This window comes from Pedobacter indicus, from assembly GCF_003449035.1.
Lineage (GTDB): Bacteria > Bacteroidota > Bacteroidia > Sphingobacteriales > Sphingobacteriaceae > Albibacterium > Albibacterium indicum.
This window is the reverse complement of the sequence record NZ_QRGB01000001.1, coordinates 3196771-3223587: the sequence shown is the minus strand read 5'-3', so window position 1 is coordinate 3223587 and position 26817 is coordinate 3196771. Positions and strand designations below refer to the sequence as shown.

Here is a 26817-nt window from a genome sequence, read left to right as displayed (position 1 = left end):
ACTTGCCTAATGCTTCATAGCATTTAGCGGTCAACGAATAGAGGAGAGGTAAGGCGGGACCAGCCACATTGCTATCGGTTTTTAACGCTGAGTGGATACTTTTCTGCAACCATTGTAATCTGTCAGATACGTTTTCCTGATTCCGAGCGATATAATGAGCAGTCATGAACCGCTCGAAATCGTTCGTCGCTCTATTCCAGGCTTGCATAAACCGACTTTTAGCTTTTTCACTTTGCCCTTGCTCCTCTAACTCCATACCTTCTAGACATAGTTTAACGATAGGGTTGTTAGCGTTGAATTCCATCAATTAATGATTTTTTAATATTCTCAAATTCGGTTAAAAATACAGACCCTTCAAAGATAATAATTCATACTCGGAAAGGACTTGTATTACTTGTTCCCGTTGTGAACCCGTAGTGCTCCCGTTGCTAACCCGTACAAATGGTTATTTGATCGGGTTCATAGCGACTAAATAACCTGATTATAATGGGTTATAGTAAAACAAGGTATTTCGACTATATGGTCAGTTTCCTGCGACTTGCTTGGACAATAGTATGTTTAATTAGAAAATCGTAGATTTGCATGAATCAAAAAGCGAGAAAAATGTAGGATATAATTTCTTTCAGAACAACGAATATCAGCAAGCAATGCAAACTATGCTGACATGTTTCATCTCTAAAACGAAAGAAAATTATGCTTACTATTCACAATCTATCCTATATACACCCTGACAAGGAATTGTTATTCAGCAATATCAATGCGACTGTAGCCGCGGACGAAAAAATTGCCTTAATCGGAAATAATGGGTCAGGTAAATCCACACTCCTAAAAATTATCACCGGTATTTTGGAACCTGCGGGTGGTGTCATTAGCGCCGATACAGAAGTTTATTATGTTCCGCAGATTTTTGGTCAGTATAATCACTTGACCATTGCTGAGGCTTTAGGGGTCGACAGGAAACTTAAGGCGCTTTATGAAATACTGAATGGAAGTGTCTCTGAGAAAAATTACGATGTTTTAAATGATGATTGGGAAATTGAAGAACGTTGTGCTCAGGCATTGAAGTATTGGAAGTTATCGGAATTTGATTTGGCTCAACCGATGGAAACATTAAGTGGCGGACAAAAAACGAAGGTTCTATTGGCTGGAATCCTGATTCATACTCCTCAGCTCGTTTTACTGGATGAGCCGAGCAACCATTTGGATTTTTTCGGAAGGAGACTTCTCTATGATTTTATCCAGTTCACCAAAAGTACATTGCTCATTGTAAGCCACGATAGAAAGTTGCTGAATTTGTTAGACCGGACTTATGAATTAAGTAAACACGGAATAAAAGTTTATGGGGGCAATTATGATTTTTACACAGAACAAAAGAAAATCGAAGAGTCAGCCCTGGATCACGACATACAAGCTAAAGAGAAGGCACTGAAGAAAGCGAAAGAGAAAGAACGGGAAACAATTGAGAGACAGCAAAAATTGGATATCAGGGGAAGGGCAAAACAGGAAAAATCTGGCGTTGCTCGTATCATGATGAATACGCTTCGCAACAGTGCTGAAAAGAGCACAGCGAAGCTGAAGGGTGTTCATACTGAAAAAATCAGTGATATCAAGCAGGAGTTGCAGGAACTGCGCGCTTCCGTTTCGGATATCGACCAGATGAAGTTCGGTTTTGATAATTCAAAATTACACAAAGGCAAGAATTTATTTGTGGCCGAGGGTATCAATTTTCGTTATGAAAATAAAGATTATTTGTGGGATAATCATCTCGATCTGAAAATCGTAAGCGGTGAACGCATCGTAATCAAAGGGGCAAATGGTTCAGGGAAAACGACATTGATTAACCTGATTCTGGGTAATCTCACGCCATCCGTAGGAACTGTTGTAATAGCTTCTGAAATCTCCAGTTATATTGATCAGGATTATTCGTTGATTAAAGGGGAATTTAGTGTCTACGAACAGGCGCAGGAGTATAATACGAACGGTTTGCTGGAGCATGAAGTTAAAATCAGGCTGAATAGATTTCTGTTCGATCAGGAACAATGGACTAAGCCTTGCCATATTTTAAGTGGTGGGGAACGGATGCGTTTGGCGCTTTGCTGTTTAAGCATAGGCTATCAGTCGCCCGATATCATTATTCTCGATGAACCTACCAATAACCTCGATATTCAAAACATTGAAATACTCACCCATGCAATCAACGGGTATCAGGGAACTTTGTTAGTCGTCTCTCATGATGAAATCTTTTTAAATGAAATCCGTATCGAACGGGCAATTGAGCTTTAAATCTAAAGGTTACTATTTGTTTGTCCTGCGGAATCGCCACTCACCGCGAATTGTGAGACAATACAAAATAATAATATAAGGTGCTTTAATCGAGGCATGGCTTTAATTTACTGATTGAAAATGTATGTTGCAATCCTTTAGCAGTTAATTACTAAATTTAGGCAAAACTAATTAAACTAAAATGGCAGAGATAAAAACAAAACAAACCGATGCTGATGTCCGTGAGTTCATCGAATCGTTTGCGAATACGGAACAAAAGAAACAAGACAGTTTTGAGCTCGTGAAATTAATGCAGGATTTTACTGGTTACGAACCGAAGATGTGGGGGCCGTCGATTATCGGGTTTGGTAAATACCATTATAAATCCGAACGAAGCCTCCAGGAAGGGGATTGGCCACTTGTAGGTTTTTCTCCGCGAAAGGCCGCAATATCGCTATACGTATATTCTGGTGGCGCTGGACAGGAAGAACTGCTTAAAGATCTGGGAAAATATAAAATGGGTAAAGGCTGTATTTATGTCAAGAAGCTTTCGGATATCAATCAGGACGTTCTTAAAAAAATCATGAAATCAACGATTGATTTTTTACAGGCGAAATACAGCTAAAAGGTTACTCTTTACTCGATGTATTTCTTAATTAACATAGGTTAATAAGCGACCTATGTGGAATCCTTAAATTTGTGATAGCTATGAAAAATATAGGATTTTTATCTTTTGGACATTGGGGTAGTCATCCCTCGTATCAGACTCAATCGGCAAGTGATACCTTGCTTCAGTCGATTGATTTGGCGGTTGCTGCTGAGGAAATAGGTATAGACGGTGCGTATTTTCGAGTACATCATTATGCTGCTCAGCTAGCGTCTCCGTTTCCGTTGCTTTCGGCAATAGGTGCTAAAACCAGTAAAATCGAAATTGGTACGGGCGTTATTGATATGCGCTATGAAAATCCGCTCTACATGGTAGAAGATGCGGGTGCCGCTGATTTGATTTCTGGTGGACGTTTACAGTTGGGTATCAGCAGAGGTTCTCCTGAGCAGGTGATTGATGGATGGCGTTATTTTGGTTACGAACCAGCTGAGGGCGAAAGTGATGCTGATATGGGTCGACGTAAAGCATTGGAATTTTTGGAAAAATTGAAAGGGGTAGGTTTCGCACAACCGAATCCACGTCCGATGTTCCCGAACCCTCCCGGACTGTTGCGTTTAGAACCACATTCAGAAGGTCTGCGAGATCGTATCTGGTGGGGTGCTGGCGCAAACGCAACCGCTATTTGGGCGGCTGAAAATGGAATGAACCTTCAAAGCTCTACGTTGAAAGAGGATGAAAGTGGAAAACCTTTCCATGTGCAGCAAGCTGAGCAAATTAGGTTATATAAAGAAGCTTGGAAAAAAGCAGGCCATAAGCGTGAACCTCGTGTTTCGGTAAGTCGTTCCATTTTTGCTTTGGTAAACGACCAAGACCGTTGGTATTTTGGACGGGAAGCTGATCGTCATGATAAAGTAGGGGTAATCGAAAAAGATAAACGAGCTATTTTCGGTCGGAGTTATGCAGCTGAACCAGATCAGTTAGTTAAAGAGTTGGCAAAAGACGAGGCCATTCAAGAGGCCGATACTTTACTGTTGACAGTTCCTAATACCTTGGGTGTGGACTATAATGTACATGTGTTATCGTCTATACTGGAGTACGTTGCACCTGAATTAGGGTGGCGGTAGAAAAATCGCTTGATTAACGCTAACCTAAGATTATAAAAACGATTTAGCATTTTTTTTAAAAGCGCTAAATCGTTTTTTATATTGCAATATATTTCCAGTAACGAATTTGGAAAACAATGAAGGCTTCTCTGCAAATCCATTTCGAACCGACGATTGGAAAGAAAAGTAAGGATTATCATTTAGTTCTGGTTAGATCGGGATGAAGATTGATTTGTATATACTCTGACAGCTCGCTATGAACTAGCTTCAACAGTCTACTCAAATATATTTCTCGAAGCGCCAACCAGCTCCAGTATTTCCAGATGATGCTCTGACGCCATGTTCTGATCGCGTTGTTTTTGGAAAGCTACGAAAGATGGTACCTGCAACACATCATTTTGTGCTGTTTTACTGGTGAATTGTGAAAAGTGCACAAAGGTCACACCGTCTTCTTTTTGGTAAACAGAATAGAGGAATGGATCAGTTTCCAATTTTTTAAGATCTTTCAGAAAATTGGCAATCATTGCTTTGTTGGTCTCTGCGTATTCTTGCTTTACTGAATAGGTTACTTTTACTGTCATCATAGTGTTTAGATTTTGATTGTTGAAATTTTCGTTGTCATTTTTTCTAATTTTAAAATCTATAAACAAGACAATACTGAACGCGGAAACGTGACAAAAGAGATGGTTCTGAAAGCGAAAAAAGCAAAGGTTCTGGTGATTATTCAGCAAGTTTCGGGTTCTTTAGTCTGTTATTTCAACCCATTTTTGTATACAGATGAGGGATCGGGAGGTGAGAAAGAAGATGAGATAAGGTTTTAGATCAGATTACATGGTGAATTTATTTGAAAAAGATATTGACAGTACAAGAAACCTCTTGCCTAAAGATGGGACTGTAAATTACTACGGGAAGCTATTTAACCAACAGGAAGCTGACACTTATTTGGAAAGTTTATTAACTGGCATTGAGTGGAAAAATGATGAAGCAATCATTTTTGGAAGGAAAATTATTACGAAACGGAAAGTAGCGTGGTATGGCGAAAAGGCGTTTGAATATACTTACTCCAATACAACCAAGTGTGCGCTGCCGTGGACAAAAGAGTTGCTGAAATTAAAAGATGTGATAGAGAAAGTTAGCGGAGAAACTTTTAATTCTTGCTTGCTTAACCTGTATCACAACGGGGAAGAGGGGATGGCTTGGCATAGTGATGATGAAAAGGATTTGCAAAAGGATGGAGCAATTGCTTCTCTGAGTTTTGGAGCAGAACGCAAGTTTGCTTTTAAACACAAAGAAACGAAAGAAAAGGTTGAATTGGTTTTAGAACATAGCAGCTTGTTGATAATGAAAGGCACGACGCAGAGTCATTGGCTGCATAGACTGCCGCCTACTAAACGGATAAGTACACCGAGGGTAAATCTAACCTTTAGAACAATAGAGGGTTAAGCTATCGAATTTAGTGCATGGTACTCAGGTGTTTGGCAGATCTGCAAGCTTTAACGGGTCGATAACGGAAAATATGCTTTTAATTTTATTGTTGCTATCTATCTCAAACACCTGACAGTTGACCAGCTTCTTGTCCTTATAAAAGAATAGGGCCGGTTGGTGGTTTACTTCTGCAGTCACGATATCGAATTTTTTTTGATAGTGATGGTATACATACATAACTAAATCGATCGTTGCCGAAATTCCTGAAGTAAGTTCAGCGACCACATTTAAGTTGGAGCCTCCATCCGCCAAAACTTGTACCTCTTCAGCCAACATGGTCTCTAGTGTTTTAATATCGCCTTCACGAATGGTGACAATATATTGTTCGAGTTGAGTCAGATTTTGACTGGCTGGTTTAACTGCATCTGGTTTTCTTGCTTTTAACTTCTTTTTTGCCCGAGCTAATAATTGTCTCGAATTTTCTGCGGAGATGTATAGTACGTCACCGATTTCCTCGTGAGTATAACTAAAAGCTTCCTTAAGTAAGAAAACAGCCCGCTCTTTTATCGTGAGGGACTCCATCAGTACCAACATGGAATAATGAAGGATTTCTTTGGTTTCGACGTTCACTTCACCATCATTGGTGACGAAAGGCTGGGGAAGCCATACTTTCTGATCGATCGACTTATCGCGTCGTTTCTTAAAAGTGATCGATTCATTGATGACCGCCTTGATTAGGTATGCTCGTTCATTGAGAATATCGGTTCTTCCCTGCGCTTTAATCAAAACATTTTGTAAGACATCTTGGCTGTCATCAATACTTCCAAGGATGTTATAAGCGTAAGGGAGAAGTGTTTTCCTTAGCGTGGTCCATTCGTTCAAATTCATCTTTTACTCTAAGACTGTCTTTCTTTGTATAACGTGACGATAATGACAAGTATTTTTAAGTACTTGCTACCCGTAGTTGAACCTTTGCTGCTTCAATATGAGCGTCGCTTTTTGTTAAAAGAGCAAAAACCCCGTAGTTTAGCGGAGCAGCTGCGTGGCGCTCGATTGTTTGATCTATCATTCTGTCCCAAACACGACCCCCTGATTTTTGGTATTCATTGATTAAATCTTTCAAACTCTCTTCTCCAAAAGCGGAAATATGACCTGCAAAATCGATCGACGAATCACTGACCTGACCTTCTGACCAATCGATGAAACCAGACACCTGAAAATCTTTAGAGACTAGGATATGTCCGGCATACAAATCTCCATGAATAAAGGTGGTGAAATCTGGCCAGAGTTTATCGTTATCAAGCCATCTCCTCCAGCGATCTTCGAGTTCGGGATGAATGCCAAGCTCTTTTTTTACGCTTTTAATGCGATCGGAGATTTCCTGTCGAAGCATTTCGGGTGTGAGAACCTTGACGCCTTTAGCTTCAGCTTCTGAAATGGGGATATGATGGAGATCGACCAAAGTCTTCGCTAATGATTTAATAAACATCGGATCTTCCTTGTCAATGTTCCAGCTGACATCGAAGGTTTTTGCATCGAAAGTTAAGGCTGGTTTATCTTTTAATAGGGGATATGCTATGAGTGTCGAGCTGACAATTTTCCAATCTGGAACGTCTATGATAAGGTGCTTTTTTGCTAGTTTCAGGATATTTTCTTCGTTCTCAATTCGTTCATCCTGATCATCATGTCTTGGAATCCGAAGCACCCACTCGGTTTCGTCGGTGGCTGTTGCGAAGACGATTTTGAAATCAATGCCCATTTCGTTGAAACTCATTTCTTCTTTAAGTTGCAGTCCGTGCTCCTCCGCCAGTTTTACTATATCGCTAATTTCCATCTTTTATTTGGTCTTGTTTTTGGACAGACAATCCCACAAATGTTATACCGCTATGAAGGAATGATTTTTAAACGGCTATCGCTGATATAATTGAAATCTCCATCAATAAGGTTTATATTTGAAAGTATAGCGCAAGTTTCGGGTTTTATATCAGCAAAGCAGTTTTGATATTTGCCTTAGAAACAAAAGAATGATGGACGGACAAAAAGAATTGAATTACAATCGCATTTCAGAAGCAATCGATTATATAAGGAATAATTTCCGAGATCAGCCTAGTCTCGAAGAAATTGCTGAAAAGGTACACTTAAGTCCTTTTCATTTTCAACGCCTATTTAGCGATTGGGCAGGAACGACGCCAAAGAGGTTTTTGCAATATATCAGCCTAGAGCATGCAAAAAGCTTGTTGAAAGACCAGCAAGCGACACTTTTTAATGCTGCGATGGAAACGGGCCTTTCAGGGACGGGCAGGTTGCACGATCTTTTTATCAATGTTGAAGGGATGACACCCGCTGAATACAAAAATGGAGGTGTCAATCTCGTTATCAACTATAGGTTTGCAGAAAGTCCATTTGGTAAACTGATCGTCGCGTCTACCATGAAAGGGGTCTGTCACCTGGCTTTTATTGATAATGGAGTGATGGCGGTAGCAGATCTGAAAAAGCGCTTTCCAAATGCATCGTTCCAGTTAAAAGATGATTTGATCCAACACAATGCTTTGGCCATTTTTCAGAATGATTGGAATCAGTTGCCAAAAATTAAGCTGCACTTAAAAGGTACCGACTTCCAGCTCAAAGTCTGGGAGACTTTGCTTAAGATTCCGATGGGTAAACTGTCTACTTATGGCAAAATTGCAGAGCATATTGGTAGGGCAACTGCGTCCCGAGCCGTTGGAACAGCGATTGGAAGTAACCCTGTAGCGTTCCTGATTCCCTGTCATCGTGTGATTCAATCGTCTGGTGGGATCGGTGGTTATAGATGGGGCACGGTTAAGAAGACAGCGATGATCGGTTGGGAAAGTGCTAAAACCGATTCTATTTAGAAAAAGAAAGGCGCAAGATTGCGCCTTCCCACCTAAAACAAACCCAAACCTGTTGTTGTTTATTGGTAGCTAAAGCTAAAAGGGACGGATATCTGACCTCCAAAAGGGAATGTTACTTTTACCTCATGCTTTATTTGTCCTTGTCCTTGGAAAGGTTTTTCGCCACTCTTACTTCTTACTGTCCATTCAGTTTGATAGTAAGTAGCTGTATGGCTCAGTAATTTATCAAGGTTTCCAAAGAAGCTGATCAATTGTTTCGCATCTTTCGCATACATAAATGCTCCTTTTGTGGCTACGGCCTGTTGGAGTAAGAGGTCGGTACTTACGTCGCCTAGACCGATATTATACAACGTTATGCCCTGACTCTTGGCATGATTCACCACTTCTTCAGAATTTCCGCTTCCACTGTTCTGTCCGTCTGTAAATGTAAGAACGGCTTTATTCGCTTTATTTGAATTGCCTTTGGTATAAGTGATAGCTTCATACTGAGACCGATAGAGGGGAGTGGAGCCACCTTCTTTGTCGCGCAAGTTCTCGATTTCTCGTATCACATTCGCTGTATCGGTCGTGAAATCTAAGATCGCTTTATAATTGGAGCCGCTGAATGACCATAATGCCACATTATTATTGGCGCCCAGGTTTAATGAGAATATTCTGGCAGCATCCAAACGATAGTTTTCAGGATCGGTGCTGCTGATACTCCCGCTTTGGTCCATAAGCAGAAGGGCAGAATAGTTACCGGCCTTTCCGCCTTGTACGCGGTTTGTCAAATCATTCGCAAAACCTGAATGATAGCCAGCTATTTGCAGGCTGTCGATTGCAAAGGCGCTCGCATTTAGGTTTTCTTCGATGTTCTCGGAATCCCTGAATACAGCTATATTCATACGGAACTTCAATCTGTCGTCCGTTTTCTCCATTACTTCGACGCCCAAAATAGCCGCCGATGGCAGAGAATTGTCATCAAGAGGTTCAATAATTGGGGCTGTGTCGTCCCCTTTGTTGCAGCTAAAGAGACTAAAAGCCAGCAATGTAATGATTGTCAAAAAATTGATTTGTTTCATCATTGATTAATTTAAGTTTATGATGAACAAAGCTAATTGGTTGATGTCAATTATTTTACCCCCCAAAAGGGGGATTTTTACTTTTGAAAGTCTAATTTTTTCTATCCTTCGATATGTGCTATTAGCTCATCAGTAAGTTCGAGGTCATGAAAAATATCTTGAACGTCTTCATCATCTTCAAATGCGTCGATAAGCTTTAATATTTCTTTAGCGTCTTCAATGTTTAATTCTTTTGTTTCCAAAGGGATACGTTGTATTTCAGCACGCTGTACTTCGATCTTGAGGGCTTCTAATTTGCTAGCCATCGTTCCAAACTGATTAAATTCAGTATAGATGGTGAAGATATCTTCTTCATCGCCGAAAGAAACAGCTCCGGCCTCAATCAATTCGAGCTGAAGCTCTTCCAAATCCCAAGTAAGGCCATCTTTATTCACCGTAAATACACCATTTGTTTCGAATAGAAATTCTACTGACCCGCTGGTACTCAGCGACCCCTTATGTTTATTGAAAATTGATCTCACACTTGCCACTGTTCGGTTGGTGTTGTTGGTCATGCATTCGATGAAGAATGCAATTCCATTTGGCCCATAGCCTTCAAATGACATGTATTCGTAATTATCAGCATCCGCGCCTGTAGCTTTTTTTATAGCCCTTTCTATGTTTTCTTTGGGCATGTTAACACCTCTTGCGTTTAACAAAGCGTTTCTTAATGCAGGGTTGGTTTCTGGATCTCCGTTATTGTTGTTCTCTTTTATTGCAACGGTAATCTCTTTTAAGACTTTAGTGAATATTTTACTGCGTTTTTTGTCTTGAGCACCTTTACGATGTTTTATATTTGCCCATTTACTGTGTCCAGCCATAAAAATAACTTATTGAATACCCCGAAAACCACTAATATAAGATATGCTGTGGATATTTTAATGGAATTATCTCTTTGTAACTTCCATTACTGTAAACTTTCTTTTGTTTTTCGCGATAAAGAATCAAATACGAGTTCATAGCTATGGTCAATTAGCTCAAGTAATTGGTTTTGCGCGAGCGTTCCGTCCACGAGAACTGTATTCCAATGTTTTTTGTTCATATGGTAACCGGGGAGAACCGAATCTGGGTATTGCTCACGGAGTTCAATGGCTCTTTCGGGGTCGCACTTGGCATTGAACGAAAGAGGAAGCGAGTCCAGTCCAGTGAGTAAGAAAAGTTTTTCACCGACTTTAAAAACTAATGTGTCTGGTCCAAATGGAAAGCTTTCGGTCACGCCCGCTTTGCGAAGACAATATGTTCTTAGTTCTTCTATATTCATCGCATGTCTTTGAAAAATGGTATCGTATAGACTAAGTTAGTAATTTTTCGATTTAAGGTTCGTATGATGACCGTCTTTGCTGAGCAAGCAGTAATTAACATTTCCCTATCTTTGCATCCTTTTGCGTGATTTAATTACTCAAACTGGGAATGAGCATATGGGGAATAATTTACTAGGCATTTCGGACTTCCGAGAAATTAATATTAAAAACGAGGTTCTGGCTGGTTTGACTGTTGCAATGACAATGATACCAGAATCTTTGTCATTTGCTATTTTGGCTGGCTTGACACCTCTTACGGGATTATACGCGGCGTTCTTGATGGGTATCGTTACGGCGGTTCTCGGCGGTCGACCTGGTATGGTATCTGGAGGGGCAGGAGCAACAGTTGTGGTGCTGATCGCCTTGGTGTCCAGTCACGGTGTCCAGTATTTGTTTGCTGCGGTTGTGCTGGCGGGTGTCTTGCAGCTTCTGGTTGGTGTCTTCAAACTTGGGAAGTTTGTCAGGTTGATCCCTCAACCGGTTATGTATGGATTTTTGAACGGCTTGGCTGTTATCATATTTATGGCACAGATAGAGCAATTTAAAGTCACAGAAGATGGGATCACAGCTTGGATGCAAGGTGGCACTTTTCTAAGAATGGCTGGTCTAACCTTATTGACAATTATCGTGGTATTAGTTTTCCCTAAACTTTCTAAAGCGATTCCTTCTTCTTTATTTGCCATTATGCTTGTTTTTGCTTTGGTGTATTTTTTCGATATCAACACAAAGAAGGTAGTCGATATCGCTACCGTAAGTGGCGCTTTCCCGTCGTTTAACATCCCACAGGTACCGATCAGTTACGAGAGTTTAAAGATTATTTTCCCTTATTCTTTAGTTATGGCAGGGGTGGGTCTGATAGAATCTCTATTAACACTTAATATGGTCGACGAAATTACGAATACCAAAGGAAAATCAAATAAAGAAGCAGTGGCGCAGGGAACTGCAAATGTAGTCAATGGCTTTTTTGGTGGTATGGGAGGCTGTGCTATGGTAGCCCAGACGTTGGTTAATTTAGGTGCAGGAGGGAGAACCAGGATATCAGCTATTATCGGAGCGCTTGCAATCTTATTCGTGATACTGGTTGGAGGGCCAGTTATCGAGCAGATTCCGATGGCGGCTTTAGTTGGTGTCATGATGATGGTTGCGATCAGTACCTTTAAATGGGTCTCGTTTCGTCTTATTACCAAAATGCCGAAATCGGATATCTTTGTAGGCGTGTTGGTGGCAGTTGTTACGATTGTGCTGCACAATCTAGCGCTGGCTGTTTTGATAGGCGTGGTGGTATCTGCACTGGTTTTTGCATGGGATAATGCTAAGCGGATACGTGCACGCAAGTCCACCGATCAATTTGGTAACAAAGTATATGAGATATACGGCCCTTTATTTTTTGGCAGTACAAGTGCATTTATAGATAAATTTGATGCTGCAAATGACCCTGACAAAATTATTATAGACTTTAACGATTCGCGCGTGGCGGATATGTCGGCTATCGAAGCGCTAAAAAATGTCATTGATAAATACAAACTGCATAATAAAGTCGTCGTGTTACGCCACTTGAGTGAAGATTGCATTCGATTATTGGACAATGCGAATGGCTTTATTGAAGTGAACATTCAAGATGACCCTACCTACAGGGTAATGCCGGAAAAATAACTTATTGTTTTTCATTAGAGGTTTGATGCTGAGCCGGCGTAGCACCAAAATGTTTTTTAAAAGTCTGGATAAAATGGGATACGCTTCTATAACCTACTTTGTTGCTGATTTCATTGATGGTTGCTCTGTTTTGAAGTATCATGGATTTGGCGGCGTTCATCCTTCTTTCGATAACAAATTGACGAATAGTTTGTCCGAATGCCGCTTTAAAACCTGTTTTTAATATAAGTTCGTTTAATCCGAAATTTCTTGCGAGTGATTTAAGCGTGAATTCCCTGTTGTAATTGACCGTGATCCAAACTTTGATTTCCTGAAATCGTTCTAATTCAGGTTGAGAGCTGAGAGGAGTTTCGATTTTAGCTTGATAATAGACATTGAGCAGAAGTAGAATTTCTGTTAGTTTTAGTTTGGCGAAATGTGGGAAAAGTCTTTCTTCGGACGGAAAGTTGAATAGCGATTGGATAGCTTCATGGATATTCCATTCTAAAGGGATTGATGTGCTGATCGATGATTCTATATTGTTGTACAGGTGGCAATTTAGTAAATCACTGCAACCATTTTGAAGAAGCAGCTTAGCATAATTCTTATGAATTAAAAGAACCGTGTAGCGTATTTTTTCGTTCGTCTTCATCTGAATGGTTTGTTGTGAAAACGTATCAGAACGGAAATATAGGCGCTTTTGGTCAAGTAAGTCAAGCCTTTTGCTTTGCGATCGTCTTCGCATCCTGTTATCAGAGCATAAATATGCATTACCTTTTAAAAGGAGGGAAAAGTAGAAATAATCTCCCCGACAGCAGAATAAGTCGATTGTATTTTGATGAATATTCAATTCATTTTCTAAAAGGAGGAAGCCTGCGGATTTGATAACCTTTGCTCGCATCGACAAACGATTGGGTATATCCGCATGAATATTTTCTTTCGTAACAGCATTTGCGTAGCACCCGTCGTTGCTTATATCGAATAGTGTCAGCTCAGGGTCATCAAGCACCGAACTAATGCTCAAATTACCTTTAACAACATTATTTATACCATTTCCGATATTGTTCATTACTCTTTCCGATTATTTTTGCAACGAATTTATTTAAAATTAATCTAAATAAGAACTAAGTGTTAAACTATACTTTAAAAGGATTTGGTAAATTAAGCATGATCGTGTTTTTTATGATCATGGCTCCGATATTTTTGTACGCTCAGGAGACTGGTACGGGACATCAAGTTAAAGGTGTTGTGAGTGACGAGAATGGTGATCCAATTTCGGAAGCTCATGTATATGTTAAAGATATGTCCGCTGAAGGGTACACCGACCATAATGGAATGTTCTCCCTACGTTTGAATAAAGGTAAACATCTAATAATTATCAATAAAGTTGGCTATAATAAGTATGAAAAGCAAGTTAATGTTGTTCCTAACAATACACCGTTGGAAGTCCGCTTGTCAACAGCCGATTATACCATGCTGCAAGCGGCTACAGCTGTTGGTAAGTCTGCACTGCAAGAAGTGCGGGAAACTGCATATAATGTTACAGCATTGGATGCAAAAAGATTTCATAATACCACGCTCGACTTAGCACAATTACTGAATCGGGCATCAGGTGTAAAGGTTCGGGAGAACGGTGGATTGGGTTCTGATGTATCTATCAATCTGAATGGCTTTACTGGTAGACACATCAAAGTTTTTATTGATGGTATACCAATGGACGGAATGGGTTCAGCTTTTCAGTTGAATAATATTCCAGTGAATTTGGCTGACCGTATTGAAATTTATAAAGGTGTAGTTCCAATTGAACTAGGGGCTGATGCATTAGGCGGAGCGATTAACATTGTTACGAACAACCGAAACAAGTCGTACATCGAAGCTGCTTATTCTTACGGTTCTTTCAACACCCACAAATCGAATTTAAATCTCGGATATACAGCTGATAACGGGTTTACTGTACAACTCAATGCTTTTCAGAATTATTCTGACAACAATTATAAGGTATATACAAGAATTAGGGATTTTGAAACCAGCACGTTTACTCCTGATAGCGTTTGGGTACCGCGTTTTCATGATACATACCATAACGAGACTATTATTGCCAAGACCGGATTTCTCAATACGTCTTGGGCTGATCAATTTCTTATTAGTGTTACACTGGGTCAAGAATATGCAGAAATTCAAAACTCAAATCTGATGGAAATTGTCTTTGGCGCCCGCTCTAGATCTGGCAATACAGTGATGCCCTCGCTGACTTATTCTAAACGAGATCTGTTTACGGAAAACTTGAATATGCGTTTGACAGCAAATTATAACCGAAATTATAACCACAATATTGATACTTCCCGCTATCAATACAATTGGTATGGCGAAAAAACTCTCAATAACGGAGGTGCTATCGGTGAAGCGATCAGCACATTGGCCAAGTATTATAATAACAATGCGAATTCAACATTGAATTTGTCATACGATTTTCTAGATCGCCATAGCATCGCTTTTAATGATGTTATCAGTGGCTACGAACGAGAGAATGCAGATCGTAACCAAATTATTGATGAAAATACGAACGAAGATACGCGATCAAGCAACTTTAAGAACGTTATGGGGCTCTCATATAAATATAATGTTGATGATCGCTGGGTAACTACGCTTTTCGGGAAACATTATCTTCAAAGTGTCACGGGTTCAATGAACGTTTCTACCAATCCATCAGTAACTGAATATGTAAGGCAGACCAGACGCTCCAGTTCTTATGGGTATGGGGTAGCTTCTACCTATTTTCTGAACGATGTGCAGCTCAAAGCATCAGTAGAAAAAGCTTTGAGGTTACCCGGTGAACGTGAATTATTTGGGGATGAGGTATTAGAATCTGGAAACGCGACACTCCGGCCCGAAAATAGCATCAACCTTAATTTAGGTTTCGCATATCAAAAGGATTTTAGTGACGACCATAGCGTTTTTGTCGATGCCAGCGGTACGTATAGAAAAGTAAAGGATTTCATCCGCAGGGAAATTAATCCGCGTTTTGGTACAGCAATGAGCTCAAATCATGGCTTAGTACAGAATATTGGACTCAACCTGGAAGCTCGTTATTATTATAAACGATTACTAGCCGTGGGCGGCACGTTTACGTATCAGGATATTCGGGATAAAGAAGACTATATCTCGCAATATTCAACTCAGCCGAACATTCATAAAAATGATCGGATGCCAAACATGCCTTATTTGTTTGGAAATATGGATGTTGAAGTGTTCCTGCGTGATATAGGTGGGAAAAATAATTTACTTAATCTAAACTATAACCTTAACTATGTTCATGATTTCTATCTGCGGTGGGAGAGTCTAGGTGCTTCAGGTGGTAAAGACGTGGTGGCAAAACAGCTTTCTCATGATCTCGTGGCTACCTACTCGCTGCAAAACGGTAAGTATAATATTGTTCTGGAAGGCAGAAACCTGACAAACGAACGTCTCTATGATAATTTCAGCCTTCAAAAACCCGGAAGGCATTTCGCTGTGAAACTTCGCTATTTTTTCGTCAAGCAAAATAATCGTTAATCAATATACAATTTAAATAATCATAATATGAAACTCCTAAACTCAAAACTTGCTTCCATGGTTGCATTGGCTTTTTTGTTCAGTGCTTGTAGCAAATCTGAAAATACTGGACCCGACCGTGAATCTTCGGACGTCGAGTTCTTTATCGCTGCATCTAGTGGTGACGGCAGCTATTTATTGGCGGTACCTGATGTGACACAGGGCGAAGCATCTATTGTTGCGGAAGGTTTAGAAACAGATGCTTATACAGCGTGGGTTTTTCCGAATGAACAAACAGGCATTGGTTTGAAATATCAAAAAGGCGATCCTGGTCTTGGTATCGGTGTTGGCTTGGGGCCGAATGGGAATATTGTAAAAAAGGGATCTGATTTCCAGATTATTTCACGTTTCACAACCTACGGACCTTTTCAGAATAAGGTCTTAACGATTGTGCAGGGCGTGCAAACAGAAGATAAGAATAACCTTTATTCAACCTTTAATTTTATTGATCCATCCAAGAACAACGCGGTTACGACCATTACTAAATCGACCACCAATCTTACGGGAAATGGAGAATACGGTACTTTGTCCGGAGTTGTGCCCTTCGGTAGCAACGAATTCCTATCAGCCATCGTACCTTCAAAATTAGTTAAAAATGGAGACGGTGCTCTTGAAACCGCAGCGACAGCATACCCTGATTCGGTATGGATTGCTGCGTTTGATAAAGATCTAAATGTTACTCGAATTTACAGAGACAATCGTCTAGGTTATGCTTCAGGAAGATTCCGCTCTCAATATTATTCATCGATTTCAGATGATGGAAAAGATAACGTATATGTATTTTCACCGGCCAATGATGAGAACTCTACCAAGCCCGCTGGCGTATTGCGTATCAATTCTGGAGAGGACGATTTTGATGATTCGTATTTTTTCAACCTAGAAGAGAAGTCTGGAGATATGATCTTCCAACGCGCCTTTCATATAGATGGCGACTGGTTTGCGTTGGCATATGTACGACCTGGTACGGTTAATCAGGACGGACCGGCCCAACCTAATGCCTTGGCATTGGTGAATGTTGTTGACCAAAGTTTTGAGTGGATTAAAGGCTTGCCGGATTATAACATCAATCCTTCATTCGGACTTCCGATCGCAGAAAATGGGAAACTATATATTCCGGTAACGGAGGTGGATAAAAATCCGGCGATTTTTATTGTCGACCCGGCGACTGCTTCAGCAACAAAAGGTTTGACTGTTCATGCAGATGAGATAACCGCAATCGGTAAACTTTCAAAATAAAGAACTGGTGGTGGCTCACACTATCTTTTTAAAAGCAATTTGGTTCTTCGTTTGGATGCGAAACTCATCAGGAGTTAGTTTCGTCATTTTTTTGAAGAACCTACTGAAGTAAGAAGCATCTTGGAAGCCTAATGTATAGGCTATTTCCTTGATGCTTTTTTTACCAACAAATAACAGATGCTTTGCTTCAGTCAACGTCCTTTCCTGTAAAATTTGACTGATTGTTTTTCCTGTTTTTTGTTTTAAAATCTGATTTAAACGTTTTGCCGAAAGATTCAGCTTCGTAGCATAGAAGTCGACATTTTTTCTGTGATGTAGTGATCTTCTAATAACAACACGAAAAGGTATATTCGTTTTTCATTGATTCCAGGACTGACCAACCCATGATCGACACTGTCCATCAGCTTCAATAAAAAGGCTTTTAAGATCGTTCTCTACAATAGGATATTAGCGGTTTTTTCGGCGAGTTCGGTTTTTAACAGCTCCAAGATGGTTTTCAAGGTTCTGATGTTTTGCTTGATCATTACCGCCAGACAAAGAATATGCTCATCTCTTACGATAAGAAAAAACAAGGATTCTTTTAATAGGAAATTAAGAGAACACATTAATTCACAAATTAAATATTAGATATAATGAACCAGGAAAAATTTAAAAAAGAACGTCGCTTACAGCGCAAGTAAAGGTGGGATTGACCAACTTACCAAATCATTGGCAATTGCATATGCAAGAGACGGTATTCGCGTAAATGCAGTTGCACCGGGTTGGATCGACACCCCTTTGCTTGAACCTTTAAAAGAAACGTTTGGTGCGGGAATCCTCGCCCGAACGCCATTTAATCGTTATGGCGAACCTTCGGAAATTGGTCAGGTAGTGGCGTTCTTTGCTTCGCCGGCTGCTTCCTTCATTACAGGTACAATTACCCGTAGACGGCGGCTACTCAGTTTCATAACACGTTTTGTGCTTGTGGGAGAACCTCCGGTTTCCGCGATGCTTCGGAGGTTAATAATGAAGAGCTGCATGAAAATGCGGCTCTTTTTTTTCTTGATATTACGGCGTTGATTTTGTTTTATGACGGATATGATTTAGTTTTGTTCAACGTCTTTTTCGTTGACACGGTTTATAACATATCGTCACTTAGGGGTAGCCATTTTGCTTGTGGCCCTTTTTATCCAGTCATTTACTCGGGTACTGATTATTAGTGATTACTATGTAAACACAGAAAGCTACGCGATCAATTGCGAAAATAAAGCACTGGTTGAAATGCACTGTGATGGTCAGTGTCAATTAATGAAAAAGCTAGAAAAGGAAGACCAGAAAGATCAAAGCAACCCGCAACGAAATCTAGAAAATAACAATAAATATTTCCTATCTCAGGAATTATCTTTTGTAATCTTTCTGACGCAAGATACAGAGAAGTCGGATTTTTCAATACTTCCGGATCCGAAGACCATTGATCGTCCACATTCGATCTTTAGACCTCCCATGGTATAATATTTATTCATTTCTTTTTGGGAATACATTCATTCTCATGGATCGGCTCTGTTCTGTAGTGAACATTGCTGTCTATTTAATTAATCGTTTTTTCTAAAAAAAGAAGCATGTGCTGGCACACATGCTTCAAAATAATTGTGAAAGGATATTTCCTTCCAAAAAATGTATTTATGAAATTAATAAAATATTTTCTATCTATCATGATTCTCGCTGCTTTTAACATAAATGTCAACGCGCAAGAACATGTTATCTCAGGGACAGTCTATGACCTTCAATCGCAACAATTGTTGCAAGGAGTTTCCATTGAAACAGAAAACGGCAATTCGAAGACTCAGTCTGATGAAACTGGCCAATTTTCGATCAAGGGCACTGATAATCAAGGTTCCTTACGAGTTTCGCTCATAGGGTATAAGCCCCAGGTCGTTTCTTATAAGAAAGATGAGCATCTTAACATACAACTTGAGCCCAGCACGGTATCTCTGAATGCTGTCCGGGTAACTGCCTATGGTGGTAACAAAACCAACAAAGAAACCGCCGGAGCTGTAGCGCTTATTACTGGCGATCAGATAAGGCAAGGCAGTGGCGTGTCGTTACAATCTTCATTTAATAGCGTACCGGGTGTACAAATGGATCAGAGTACGCTTTCAGAAGCCCGGATATCTATCCGTGGAAATGGTGTGCGTTCTTCTTACGGTATTCGAAATATCAAGATATATGTGAATGATATTCCCGTAACAGAGCCAGACGGTACCACTCGGATCGAAGCCTTGGATGTCAATGGTATCGGTCAGGCTCAAATCATTAAAGGGCCTGCCTCCAGTATTTACGGAGGAGGAACCGGAGGTGTCATCAACTTTAAACTGCAACGATCGCCTTATCAAGAACGTAGTATGGAGCTTTCGAGTTTGCTTGGTTCCTATGGCTTAGCACGTGTAGCAGCGACGTATCGAAATGGGGGGGATAAGGTAAATAGTTATGTCTCTTACGGCTGGCAACAGTTTGACGGCTATCGCGAACATAACAACGATATGCGACGTTTTCTGACAGGTAACTTTCAGTTTTTTCCATCAGATAAGCAGATCGTTACTTTATTACTGAGTCGTACTACCCAACATACCCAAATTCCCGGCGCATTGACGCAAAGTCAAATGAACGAGGATAGGCAGCAAGCGAGCCCATCCAACCTTGACAAACAGGCCGGAAGGTATCAAAACTGGACTCGCGTTGGCATCGGACAGCAATATCGTTTTAATGATCAGTTGACGAATAGCACCAGTGTATTTACCTATTTCTACGATCTCGATCATCCGTTAGCTTATGCATATCTGCGGAACTATTATCAAAGTTTTGGAGGGCGTACTAAGTTTAACTACAACCCTCGTTTTAAATTATTCCCGACTGTTTTTACAGTCGGTGCCGAATTTAATCAGGCAAATTCCAAAGGTACGCGCTATGTAAATAATCAAGGGGTGGAGGGAGCTATCAATAATAACACAGACACAGAAAATATAGTTTATTCACTTTTCTACCAGTCTGAAACGTCATTGGGGCCGAACACAGATCTCGCTTTAGGCTTAAGTTATAATGGATTAACTTATGATGCGACGGATTACCTTATTCCCGAACAGAGTGGCGTTAAAAAGTTTAAAGCTCAGGCGTCACCGCGTATTGCTTTGAGCCATCATGTTGGGGAAGCACTTTCTATTCACGGAAGTGTAAGTTCAGGCTTTTCACCTCCATCAGGGTCTGAGATAAAAAATGTAGATGGCTCGATCAATCGGGATTTGCAGGCAGAAAAAGCTGTTAACTATGAAATTAATGCAAAAGGTAATTTGTTAAAATCCAGACTCTCTTATGATCTGGCACTCTTTAAGATGGATATGAAAGGGGAATTGATTGCCCAGTCTGTTGAGCAAGGGATTACTGTTTACCACAATGCGGGTCGTACCAGTCACGGTGGTGTCGAACTAGCTTTATCATATCTGGCCATTCATCAGGATGATGGTAAAACGATTACTCTATTACGGCCTTATGCTGCCGTCACCTATTCTGACTTTCAATTTCAGGATTACAAAGTACTGGATGCTGACGGAGAAGTTAAGGTCGCTTACGACGGGAACGAACTCACGGGTATTGCTCCTTGGGTGATGAATGCCGGAATAAATGTGGAGAGTAAATACGGAATTTATTTCTCCGGAAATTATTTTTTTAACGACCGTCTCCCATTAAACGATGCCAATAGTGATTACAATCCATCATATCAAGTGATGAACGCCAAATTGGGCTTTAAAAAGCAGTTAGCAAAATCGTTCGCGTTAGATCTATATGCAGGTGTTAATAATTTAAGTGACGAACGATACAGTTCGATGAATGCGCTGAACGCAATTTCCTACGGGAATGGCGGAGCAGCTTATTTCAATCCCTCACCTGAACGGAATTTTTACGCTGGTCTTAATTTAAAATATTTATTTAACCTCTAGAAAAGATCGATCAAATGAAAAATATTCTCATAATATGTCTCCTTTTGTTTGTGTTTCAATCATGTACATACGTGCCCCCAAACAGGGAAGAAGAATCAACTCTTCTTTCCGCCGTCTCGAACAAGGCATCCTGCGTGTTTTTAACAACGGATGAAAAGAATAATCCGGTTATTAGCTGGGTCGAAACCGATAGCGCTGATAATCACTATTTCTATTTTGCTAATTGGATTGCGGAAGAAAAGAAATTCGGTTCCAGTAAATTGATTCCTATAGCTTCCAACACGAGTATTCATGAAGAAGGTATGCCCAAGATCGCATTTAAAGGTAATGGGACTATGATCGCCCTTTATGAAACCAATGTTCCAGTCGAAAACAGTCGTTTCGGATTGAGCGATTTGATCTACACACTTTCTCATGATAAGGGGGGTACCTGGACTGACCCGAAGCCCGTGCAAAGTAAAGAAAGCCTCGTGGGATCCCGGTCATTTGCCAATATCCTCCGCTTAGGAGATGGTGAAGTGGGTGTGTCCTGGTTGGACAGCGATCCGGTTCATTCAGACAAAGGTCGGCCGGTTAAATTTGCTAAAACCGAAGGCGGTGGCGGGTTCAGTGAAGCCGCGGTGCTTGAACCTTATGCTTGTCAATGTTGTCGGACAGCCATCAGCGATGATGGCGAAGGCAACATAAGCGTAGTTTATCGTGATATATTACCCGGTTCGGTCAGAGATATTTCTGTTAGTAAATCATCAAATTACGGTGATGCTTTTGAAGACCCCATCCCGTTCAGTAACGATCAATGGGTGGTAGAAGGCTGTCCCCATAACGGCCCCTCAGTGGTTAGTAAAGAAGGAACAAGCTACGTAGCATGGTATACCGGTTCTCAGCAGAATGGAGTCTTTTATGCGGAGCTTGACCAAAATAATCATATGTCAGCAAAGCGTTGCTTAGATGTAGACGGCCGTTTTGTGCAACTCTGTCTTGTGTCAGACGGTACGCGTGTAGCGGCTTTTAACAAAAATTACCAACAAGATGGTTCGATGTTCAGTAAGATCGTTTTAAACAAAATCAATGATCATGGAATCTTCCAAAAGGAAGTTACCCAGGAAAAGAGCCATGCTTCCTATCCGGTGATACAGGAATTGGATAATGAGAGTGTCTTGGTCGCCTGGTCAGATGACGGTAAAGTTTATTATACATCGGTCAACACAGCTGTAATTAGCGATCGCGCTGAAGAACCCCGTTCATTGGCATTGAATGTAGGGAGCGAAATCCACGTTGAATTATCATCAGAAACCGATCCGGTTTGTGGTATGCACATCGGCAGTAAAACGAAGATCCAGAACACCGTGGAACATAATGGAAAAAGGCTGGGCTTCTGTGGAGAGCTATGTAAAAAGCAATTTTTAGAGAAGAATAAGACTTCTATTTAATTTATAAGGATTCTCGAAATTAATTTCGAGAATCCTTATAATGTAGACTAAGCCATCCTCTTGTCACCTTCGTAAATGATCATCCAACAAACACCGAATTGATCGATAAAAGAAGCAAATTGTTCAGCAAAGAAAGATTCAGCTAATTCCATCTCAATCTTTTTTGCGTTTTCTGACAAAGAGCCGTAAAGTTCTTTTGCTTCATCGGCAGAATCAGTGTCCAGCATAATGTAACTGCGCGTCCCTTCTGTCGGGAGCTCACTGAACTGCTCGATGATATCCGACCCCATCAGCATAGTGTCATCATTGATATTGATAGCGGTATGCATGACCAAGTCGCCCGTACCTTCAGGAAGTTCCGGGTCGCCGGGCTCACTTGGCATATCACCATAGCGATGTATGCCCAGATTTTCAGTTTTAAATACTTTCTCGTAGAAACTGAATGCTTCAGCACAGTTCCCATTAAAGTTTAAATACGCATGAACTTTTGCCATAATTGAAAAGATTAAATTTAACAATGGGGTTCTTTTTTCTATTATAACATCTTCATTGAGCGATTGTTATGTTAATTTTATCTTAAATTTGGTTGTTAAATTTTAACGAATGAAGAATGATCGTTTCCTGTCTATTCAAGTAATTCGACTTTAAATATGATCAGCCAATCCGGTTTTTACCTTCCAAGGATATTTATTAACAAAAGACTGAATCAGCTGCATCATGTAGTGGTTTGATGGATAACGCGAGAGACTGTCACGGATATCACTTAGATCACGGAGATCCGTTTCATTTGAGATATAACCCATGCTGTGAAACTGACCGTTTTCAACCCAAATACAACTTTTTTCATCTTCATTACGACCTTTATCAATTATGGCGTAACAGTCTTCGTTATGCTGCAGGCTGGTCACAGCCTGCATGACCCTTTCGTTGTGTATATCAACAGAGCATGACGGTGCACCCTTTTCCTGGATTATACTTAATTGATAAGGGTGGTTTTGCAACCCAAATACACAAAGTTTCCGATCCAGATCAAAATCATGTATTAAGGTGTTGAGCTGAGTCACAGCGTCTATAGCACGATTATAGGATTGCAGGCAACTTTGCTGCTTAAGCTTTTTGCCTACAGCCAGTCGCAAGTAGCCATTTTGATCTTCATACGAGTAGAGTGCGAATTTAGGTTCAAAACGTTTAAGAGCACGATTGTAAAGGGGCCACAGTCGCTTTATTTCGATACATTCGAATAAAAAAGCCATAAGCTCCGTTCCGCAAACTTCATATGTAATAGAATAAATATCCCTCAGAAAATGCTGTCGCTGAGGGTTTGGCGTATTCCCAGTAAAATGAGACGCCACACGCTTTTTCAGATTTACAGCCTTTCCAACATAGATCGCTTTGCCCTGCCGGTTGCGAAAGTAATATACCCCTGGCCCGCTAGGCAGATCTTCAAAATATTTTCTTGGCAAGTTGGGTGGCAAGCGCTGCTCGGCAGATCGTGCTTTCAGCATCTCGCTGATAATGCCCTGATGATCCCACTCCAGTAATCTGCGAAATAGAATAGCTGTAGCATCAGCATCACCTCCAGCACGATGACGGTTATCGATTGGTAATTTGAGTGCGTCGCACAGCCTTCCAAGACTATAGGAGCGGAGGCCTGGTCTTATTTTTCTGGCCATGCGAACTGTGCAGAGCTTGTGGGCCGACCATTCCAGTCCCGCTTCCGAAAGATGATGGCGTATAAACGAATAATCAAAATTAACGTTATGCGCGACAAATACTTTGTTATCGAGTAGCTTATGTATTTCTTCAGCAACATCAGCAAAGGTAGGGCAACCGGCAACCATTGCATCGTCTATACCCGTCAATGCTTGAATGTGTAATGGAATAGGTTTCTGTGGATCAAGCAACTGCTCGAAACGCTGCGTAACCCGTTCACCATCATGAATTAATATGGCGATTTCAGTTATACCGCTGCCGCTAGCATAACCACCTGTGGTCTCTATATCCACAATCGCATATTCTATGTTTTCTTTTTTAGCCAAATGAGGCAATTTTAAAGGTTAAGAAAACAAAAATACTAAAATAGTTAGTGTGTCAAAAGGTCTTTTATAATTTTTTCTGATTCAAATTCAAGTAGAAGGTCTGACTAAAAGCTCCGTTAACAGCACAGTCCCACGCTTCTATACGAACCCATTTTCTTCCGGATAAATTAGGTCGGAATTCGAAGTTTTCTTCTCCAAACGCTTTCGTGTTCGTTAGATCGATTCGTTCGTGAAACACTTTTTCCCCATCCCCTGAAATAATTTCTACAAAATTCATCGGAAAAGTCCAGCTAAGCTTCAGGTCGATGTCAGCAGTCCCATCTGCATTCAAGCTCAGCGTTTCTCCCGAAAGTTTTCCATTGATTTTTAATTCATGCATAAGCACCTCCCCAGTAGTCGAAAAAAACTTCCCTTGCTGCATGGCGTCGACAACTTCTTGCCAACCGTCCTGAAAACGGGGTATGCGGTCGAGCATGAGGTAATTGACGTTCATGTGTGCATACATCTCATTCTCTTGTGTTACCGTAAATAGATCGGCTTCAGCGATGACGGTCTTTTTTTCGCCCCAATTATTCATGTCGTCCATCAAATCAAGTACTCTTAAACCTAACCGTTGTTCAGAAAGATCAGCGGGCATCGCTTTCCAGGCAGCACCCATAAAACGGTCTGATTTAAAAAAATCTTCGTGATTGTATATATCGGGTGTGTTTACTGATCCTTTCGTTCGTGCGTGAGCGGTCCATGCCAGACCCCGCTCGTCTTCAAGTAGCCTGAGCATATCCTCTTTATTGCCGATGTGGTATACCTTACCAAACCCGGGTTTGTCTTCAACAAATGGAACCCCGTCGCCGCGCGACATAATCCAGTACACAGGCGTTGGAAATATCTGCATCCAATGGCCTCCAAAAAACTCATTGGGTTCTTCTCCCGGTATGAGCAGAAATTCTTCGTCCGACAGACGTTCGGATTGCTCAAAAAGTGCTTTTAGTTCTCTGAGGCGAAGAGAATCAGGGCCTTTGGGATGAGCCGTATAATGAAATTCGCCAAGATGTACCATATCCACGCCCAAACGTTTAAAGACATCAATAAACTCCGGTTTTTCAGGAATAGGTTTTCCGGCGAGCACGACGTTCATAATAAACTCATTATGAAAATGACTGGACATCGTTTTAAAACCCGGTATTTTTGGATAACGATCAGCATTTGTAAACTTTTTCACAGCTTCCATTGCTTCCACATCACCAATTTCATCAATGAGACAGAAAAAATTTAATCTTTGACTGGTGTTAGGAGGAGCGTTAAACCAGGGCACAAAACGATGGTCGCCTTCCAACTCCTGTCGGATCCCAATACCATAACCATCTAGTAAGTCTCTGTACTTGTCACCATGCCAGACGAACTTCAAGTTAAAAGCTTCATCAAGCGGATAGAAATATTGATGAGGCGCAGGGAAAAGTGCCAGGGCACCTTCTTTAGCTTTGGCGATTATTGTACGGTATTTGACGGCAAGGTTTTTAGCCGGATCGGAATAGTTTACCGGTTTTGACTCTAACCGGTCAGACGTTGTTGTCCAAGAAATATCCGTCCATTTCTCTGTATTGCTAATTAAACCTGCATCATAAACGATCGCTGCTGCATCAGAAGAGGTTGACATCACTGCCGCCACGTTAAAGAGTGGACTTCCATGATAAAAGGTAATTTCCAGGTTTCCAGAGAAGCGTTCTGCAGACAGCGTGCCGATCGTTACGATCGTGCGGCTGCCAACGGATTTAACAGCAATACTGTCTTTTTCAAGTTTAACCGGAAATGTCTCATAAGGTCTTGTCGGAACTCTATCAAAAAAGATATTCCATCGGTTTTGGGAAAGAAGGTCACGTTTACCAATCGTCAGCAAAAAAGCAGCATCCAGATCCTCGGAGATCGTATGAAATGCCTTATTCTGTCCTATGGCAATGGTTTTGAAAAGAGGCTTTGCGGGAGACAAATCAAACTGTACTTTTCCAAATGTTTGTTCGTCAATCGGCCACGTAACCTCCACCATATTATCTTGTTGGCTAACCGTCGATTCTGCTCGACTCTTTTCTACGCCAATAAAAAGCATGACGATAAGTATAAGGGATCTAAATATCATAAAAGAGGTTTTTATCAATAAAATGCGTTTCGAATATAAGAAAAACTGTTGCTTAAATACTATCTTTAGGAAGTAAAAATACCACTATTGAGAACGATAACTGAAAATCGTACAAA

Annotated in this window: 23 protein-coding genes and 1 pseudogene; 13 read left to right on the top strand and 11 right to left on the bottom strand. The window is 40.7% G+C overall.

What is annotated here, in order from left to right:
• Positions 1-693: 693 nt before the first annotated feature.
• The 3 genes from abc-f (at position 694) to D3P12_RS14160 (ending at position 3993) form a co-directional block, all read left to right on the top strand.
• Positions 694-2283 (top strand): ribosomal protection-like ABC-F family protein, encoded by a 1590-nt coding sequence (gene abc-f, locus D3P12_RS14170; protein WP_118196568.1) that lies wholly within the window; start codon positions 694-696, stop codon positions 2281-2283.
• Between the two features lie 181 nt (positions 2284-2464).
• Positions 2465-2887, top strand: coding sequence for a DUF1801 domain-containing protein (locus D3P12_RS14165; protein WP_118196566.1), 423 nt, complete (start codon positions 2465-2467; stop codon positions 2885-2887).
• Between the two features lie 83 nt (positions 2888-2970).
• Positions 2971-3993, top strand: a complete 1023-nt coding sequence (locus D3P12_RS14160) for an LLM class flavin-dependent oxidoreductase (protein WP_118196564.1) — start codon at positions 2971-2973, stop codon at positions 3991-3993.
• A gap of 254 nt (positions 3994-4247) precedes the next feature.
• Here D3P12_RS14160 and D3P12_RS14155 read toward each other — a convergent pair whose 3' ends face one another.
• Complete coding sequence (locus D3P12_RS14155; RefSeq protein ID WP_118196562.1) at positions 4248-4556, bottom strand: hypothetical protein; 309 nt, start codon at positions 4554-4556, stop codon at positions 4248-4250.
• A gap of 87 nt (positions 4557-4643) precedes the next feature.
• Here D3P12_RS14155 and D3P12_RS14150 point away from each other — a divergent pair, with 87 nt between their 5' ends.
• The gene (locus tag D3P12_RS14150) at positions 4644-4793 is read left to right on the top strand and encodes a hypothetical protein (RefSeq protein WP_165438744.1); all 150 of its coding nucleotides are present in this window, start codon (positions 4644-4646) and stop codon (positions 4791-4793) included.
• A gap of 10 nt (positions 4794-4803) precedes the next feature.
• A complete protein-coding gene (locus tag D3P12_RS14145) occupies positions 4804-5415 on the top strand; it encodes an alpha-ketoglutarate-dependent dioxygenase AlkB family protein (RefSeq protein ID WP_205941111.1) in 612 nt (203 codons plus the stop codon).
• 24 nt (positions 5416-5439) lie between these two features.
• Here the strand turns inward: D3P12_RS14145 and D3P12_RS14140 are convergent, their stop codons facing one another.
• Positions 5440-6285, bottom strand: coding sequence for a sigma factor-like helix-turn-helix DNA-binding protein (locus tag D3P12_RS14140; protein WP_118196558.1), 846 nt, complete (start codon positions 6283-6285; stop codon positions 5440-5442).
• A 55-nt stretch (positions 6286-6340) separates the two neighbouring features.
• Positions 6341-7231, bottom strand: a complete 891-nt coding sequence (locus D3P12_RS14135) for a macrolide 2'-phosphotransferase (protein ID WP_118196556.1) — start codon at positions 7229-7231, stop codon at positions 6341-6343.
• 193 nt (positions 7232-7424) lie between these two features.
• On the opposite strand from D3P12_RS14135, the gene D3P12_RS14130 reads away from it, so the two are divergent.
• Positions 7425-8270: a methylated-DNA--[protein]-cysteine S-methyltransferase gene (locus D3P12_RS14130; RefSeq protein WP_118197114.1), complete on the top strand. Its 846-nt coding sequence runs from the start codon at positions 7425-7427 to the stop codon at positions 8268-8270.
• A 59-nt stretch (positions 8271-8329) separates the two neighbouring features.
• On the opposite strand, the gene D3P12_RS14125 is transcribed toward D3P12_RS14130, so the two are convergent.
• The 3 genes from D3P12_RS14125 to D3P12_RS14115 form a co-directional block, all read right to left on the bottom strand.
• On the bottom strand, positions 8330-9334 hold the full coding sequence (locus tag D3P12_RS14125; RefSeq protein WP_118196554.1) for a vWA domain-containing protein: 1005 nt from the start codon (positions 9332-9334) through the stop codon (positions 8330-8332).
• Positions 9335-9432: 98 nt separating this feature from the next.
• The gene (locus tag D3P12_RS14120) at positions 9433-10191 is read right to left on the bottom strand and encodes a YebC/PmpR family DNA-binding transcriptional regulator (protein WP_118196552.1); all 759 of its coding nucleotides are present in this window, start codon (positions 10189-10191) and stop codon (positions 9433-9435) included.
• Positions 10192-10277: 86 nt separating this feature from the next.
• Positions 10278-10631 carry an MmcQ/YjbR family DNA-binding protein gene (locus D3P12_RS14115; protein WP_118196550.1) on the bottom strand — a complete coding sequence of 118 codons (354 nt, stop codon included), beginning with the start codon at positions 10629-10631 and terminating at the stop codon, positions 10278-10280.
• 157 nt (positions 10632-10788) lie between these two features.
• Between D3P12_RS14115 and D3P12_RS14110 the strand changes: the two genes are divergently transcribed.
• Positions 10789-12324, top strand: a complete 1536-nt coding sequence (locus D3P12_RS14110; protein WP_118196548.1) for a SulP family inorganic anion transporter — start codon at positions 10789-10791, stop codon at positions 12322-12324.
• A 1-nt stretch (position 12325) separates the two neighbouring features.
• Here the strand turns inward: D3P12_RS14110 and D3P12_RS14105 are convergent, their stop codons facing one another.
• Positions 12326-13372 carry a helix-turn-helix transcriptional regulator gene (locus D3P12_RS14105; RefSeq protein WP_118196546.1) on the bottom strand — a complete coding sequence of 349 codons (1047 nt, stop codon included), beginning with the start codon at positions 13370-13372 and terminating at the stop codon, positions 12326-12328.
• A 59-nt stretch (positions 13373-13431) separates the two neighbouring features.
• Here D3P12_RS14105 and D3P12_RS14100 point away from each other — a divergent pair, with 59 nt between their 5' ends.
• Complete coding sequence (locus D3P12_RS14100) at positions 13432-15855, top strand: TonB-dependent receptor plug domain-containing protein (RefSeq protein ID WP_205941110.1); 2424 nt, start codon at positions 13432-13434, stop codon at positions 15853-15855.
• A 27-nt stretch (positions 15856-15882) separates the two neighbouring features.
• Positions 15883-17130, top strand: coding sequence for a DUF4374 domain-containing protein (locus tag D3P12_RS14095; protein WP_118196544.1), 1248 nt, complete (start codon positions 15883-15885; stop codon positions 17128-17130).
• Between the two features lie 15 nt (positions 17131-17145).
• On the opposite strand, the gene D3P12_RS15840 is transcribed toward D3P12_RS14095, so the two are convergent.
• A complete protein-coding gene (locus D3P12_RS15840; RefSeq protein WP_394341529.1) occupies positions 17146-17409 on the bottom strand; it encodes a helix-turn-helix domain-containing protein in 264 nt (87 codons plus the stop codon).
• A gap of 378 nt (positions 17410-17787) precedes the next feature.
• Between D3P12_RS15840 and D3P12_RS14085 the strand changes: the two are divergent.
• The 4 genes and pseudogenes from D3P12_RS14085 to D3P12_RS14070 form a co-directional block, all read left to right on the top strand.
• Positions 17788-18189, top strand: a pseudogene (locus tag D3P12_RS14085) (SDR family NAD(P)-dependent oxidoreductase); the annotation flags it as partial.
• A gap of 48 nt (positions 18190-18237) precedes the next feature.
• The gene (locus D3P12_RS14080; protein ID WP_118196540.1) at positions 18238-18621 is read left to right on the top strand and encodes a hypothetical protein; all 384 of its coding nucleotides are present in this window, start codon (positions 18238-18240) and stop codon (positions 18619-18621) included.
• A gap of 170 nt (positions 18622-18791) precedes the next feature.
• Positions 18792-21101: a TonB-dependent receptor domain-containing protein gene (locus D3P12_RS14075; RefSeq protein WP_165438743.1), complete on the top strand. Its 2310-nt coding sequence runs from the start codon at positions 18792-18794 to the stop codon at positions 21099-21101.
• Between the two features lie 14 nt (positions 21102-21115).
• Complete coding sequence (locus D3P12_RS14070) at positions 21116-22531, top strand: YHS domain-containing protein (protein WP_118196536.1); 1416 nt, start codon at positions 21116-21118, stop codon at positions 22529-22531.
• A 47-nt stretch (positions 22532-22578) separates the two neighbouring features.
• Here D3P12_RS14070 and D3P12_RS14065 read toward each other — a convergent pair whose 3' ends face one another.
• From D3P12_RS14065 to D3P12_RS14055, 3 genes are all read right to left on the bottom strand, one after another.
• On the bottom strand, positions 22579-23025 hold the full coding sequence (locus tag D3P12_RS14065; RefSeq protein ID WP_118196534.1) for a VOC family protein: 447 nt from the start codon (positions 23023-23025) through the stop codon (positions 22579-22581).
• Between the two features lie 150 nt (positions 23026-23175).
• A complete protein-coding gene (locus D3P12_RS15700) occupies positions 23176-24570 on the bottom strand; it encodes an exonuclease domain-containing protein (protein ID WP_317124662.1) in 1395 nt (464 codons plus the stop codon).
• Positions 24571-24634: 64 nt separating this feature from the next.
• Positions 24635-26701 carry a CehA/McbA family metallohydrolase domain-containing protein gene (locus tag D3P12_RS14055; RefSeq protein ID WP_118196533.1) on the bottom strand — a complete coding sequence of 689 codons (2067 nt, stop codon included), beginning with the start codon at positions 26699-26701 and terminating at the stop codon, positions 24635-24637.
• Between the last annotated feature and the right edge of the window lie 116 nt (positions 26702-26817).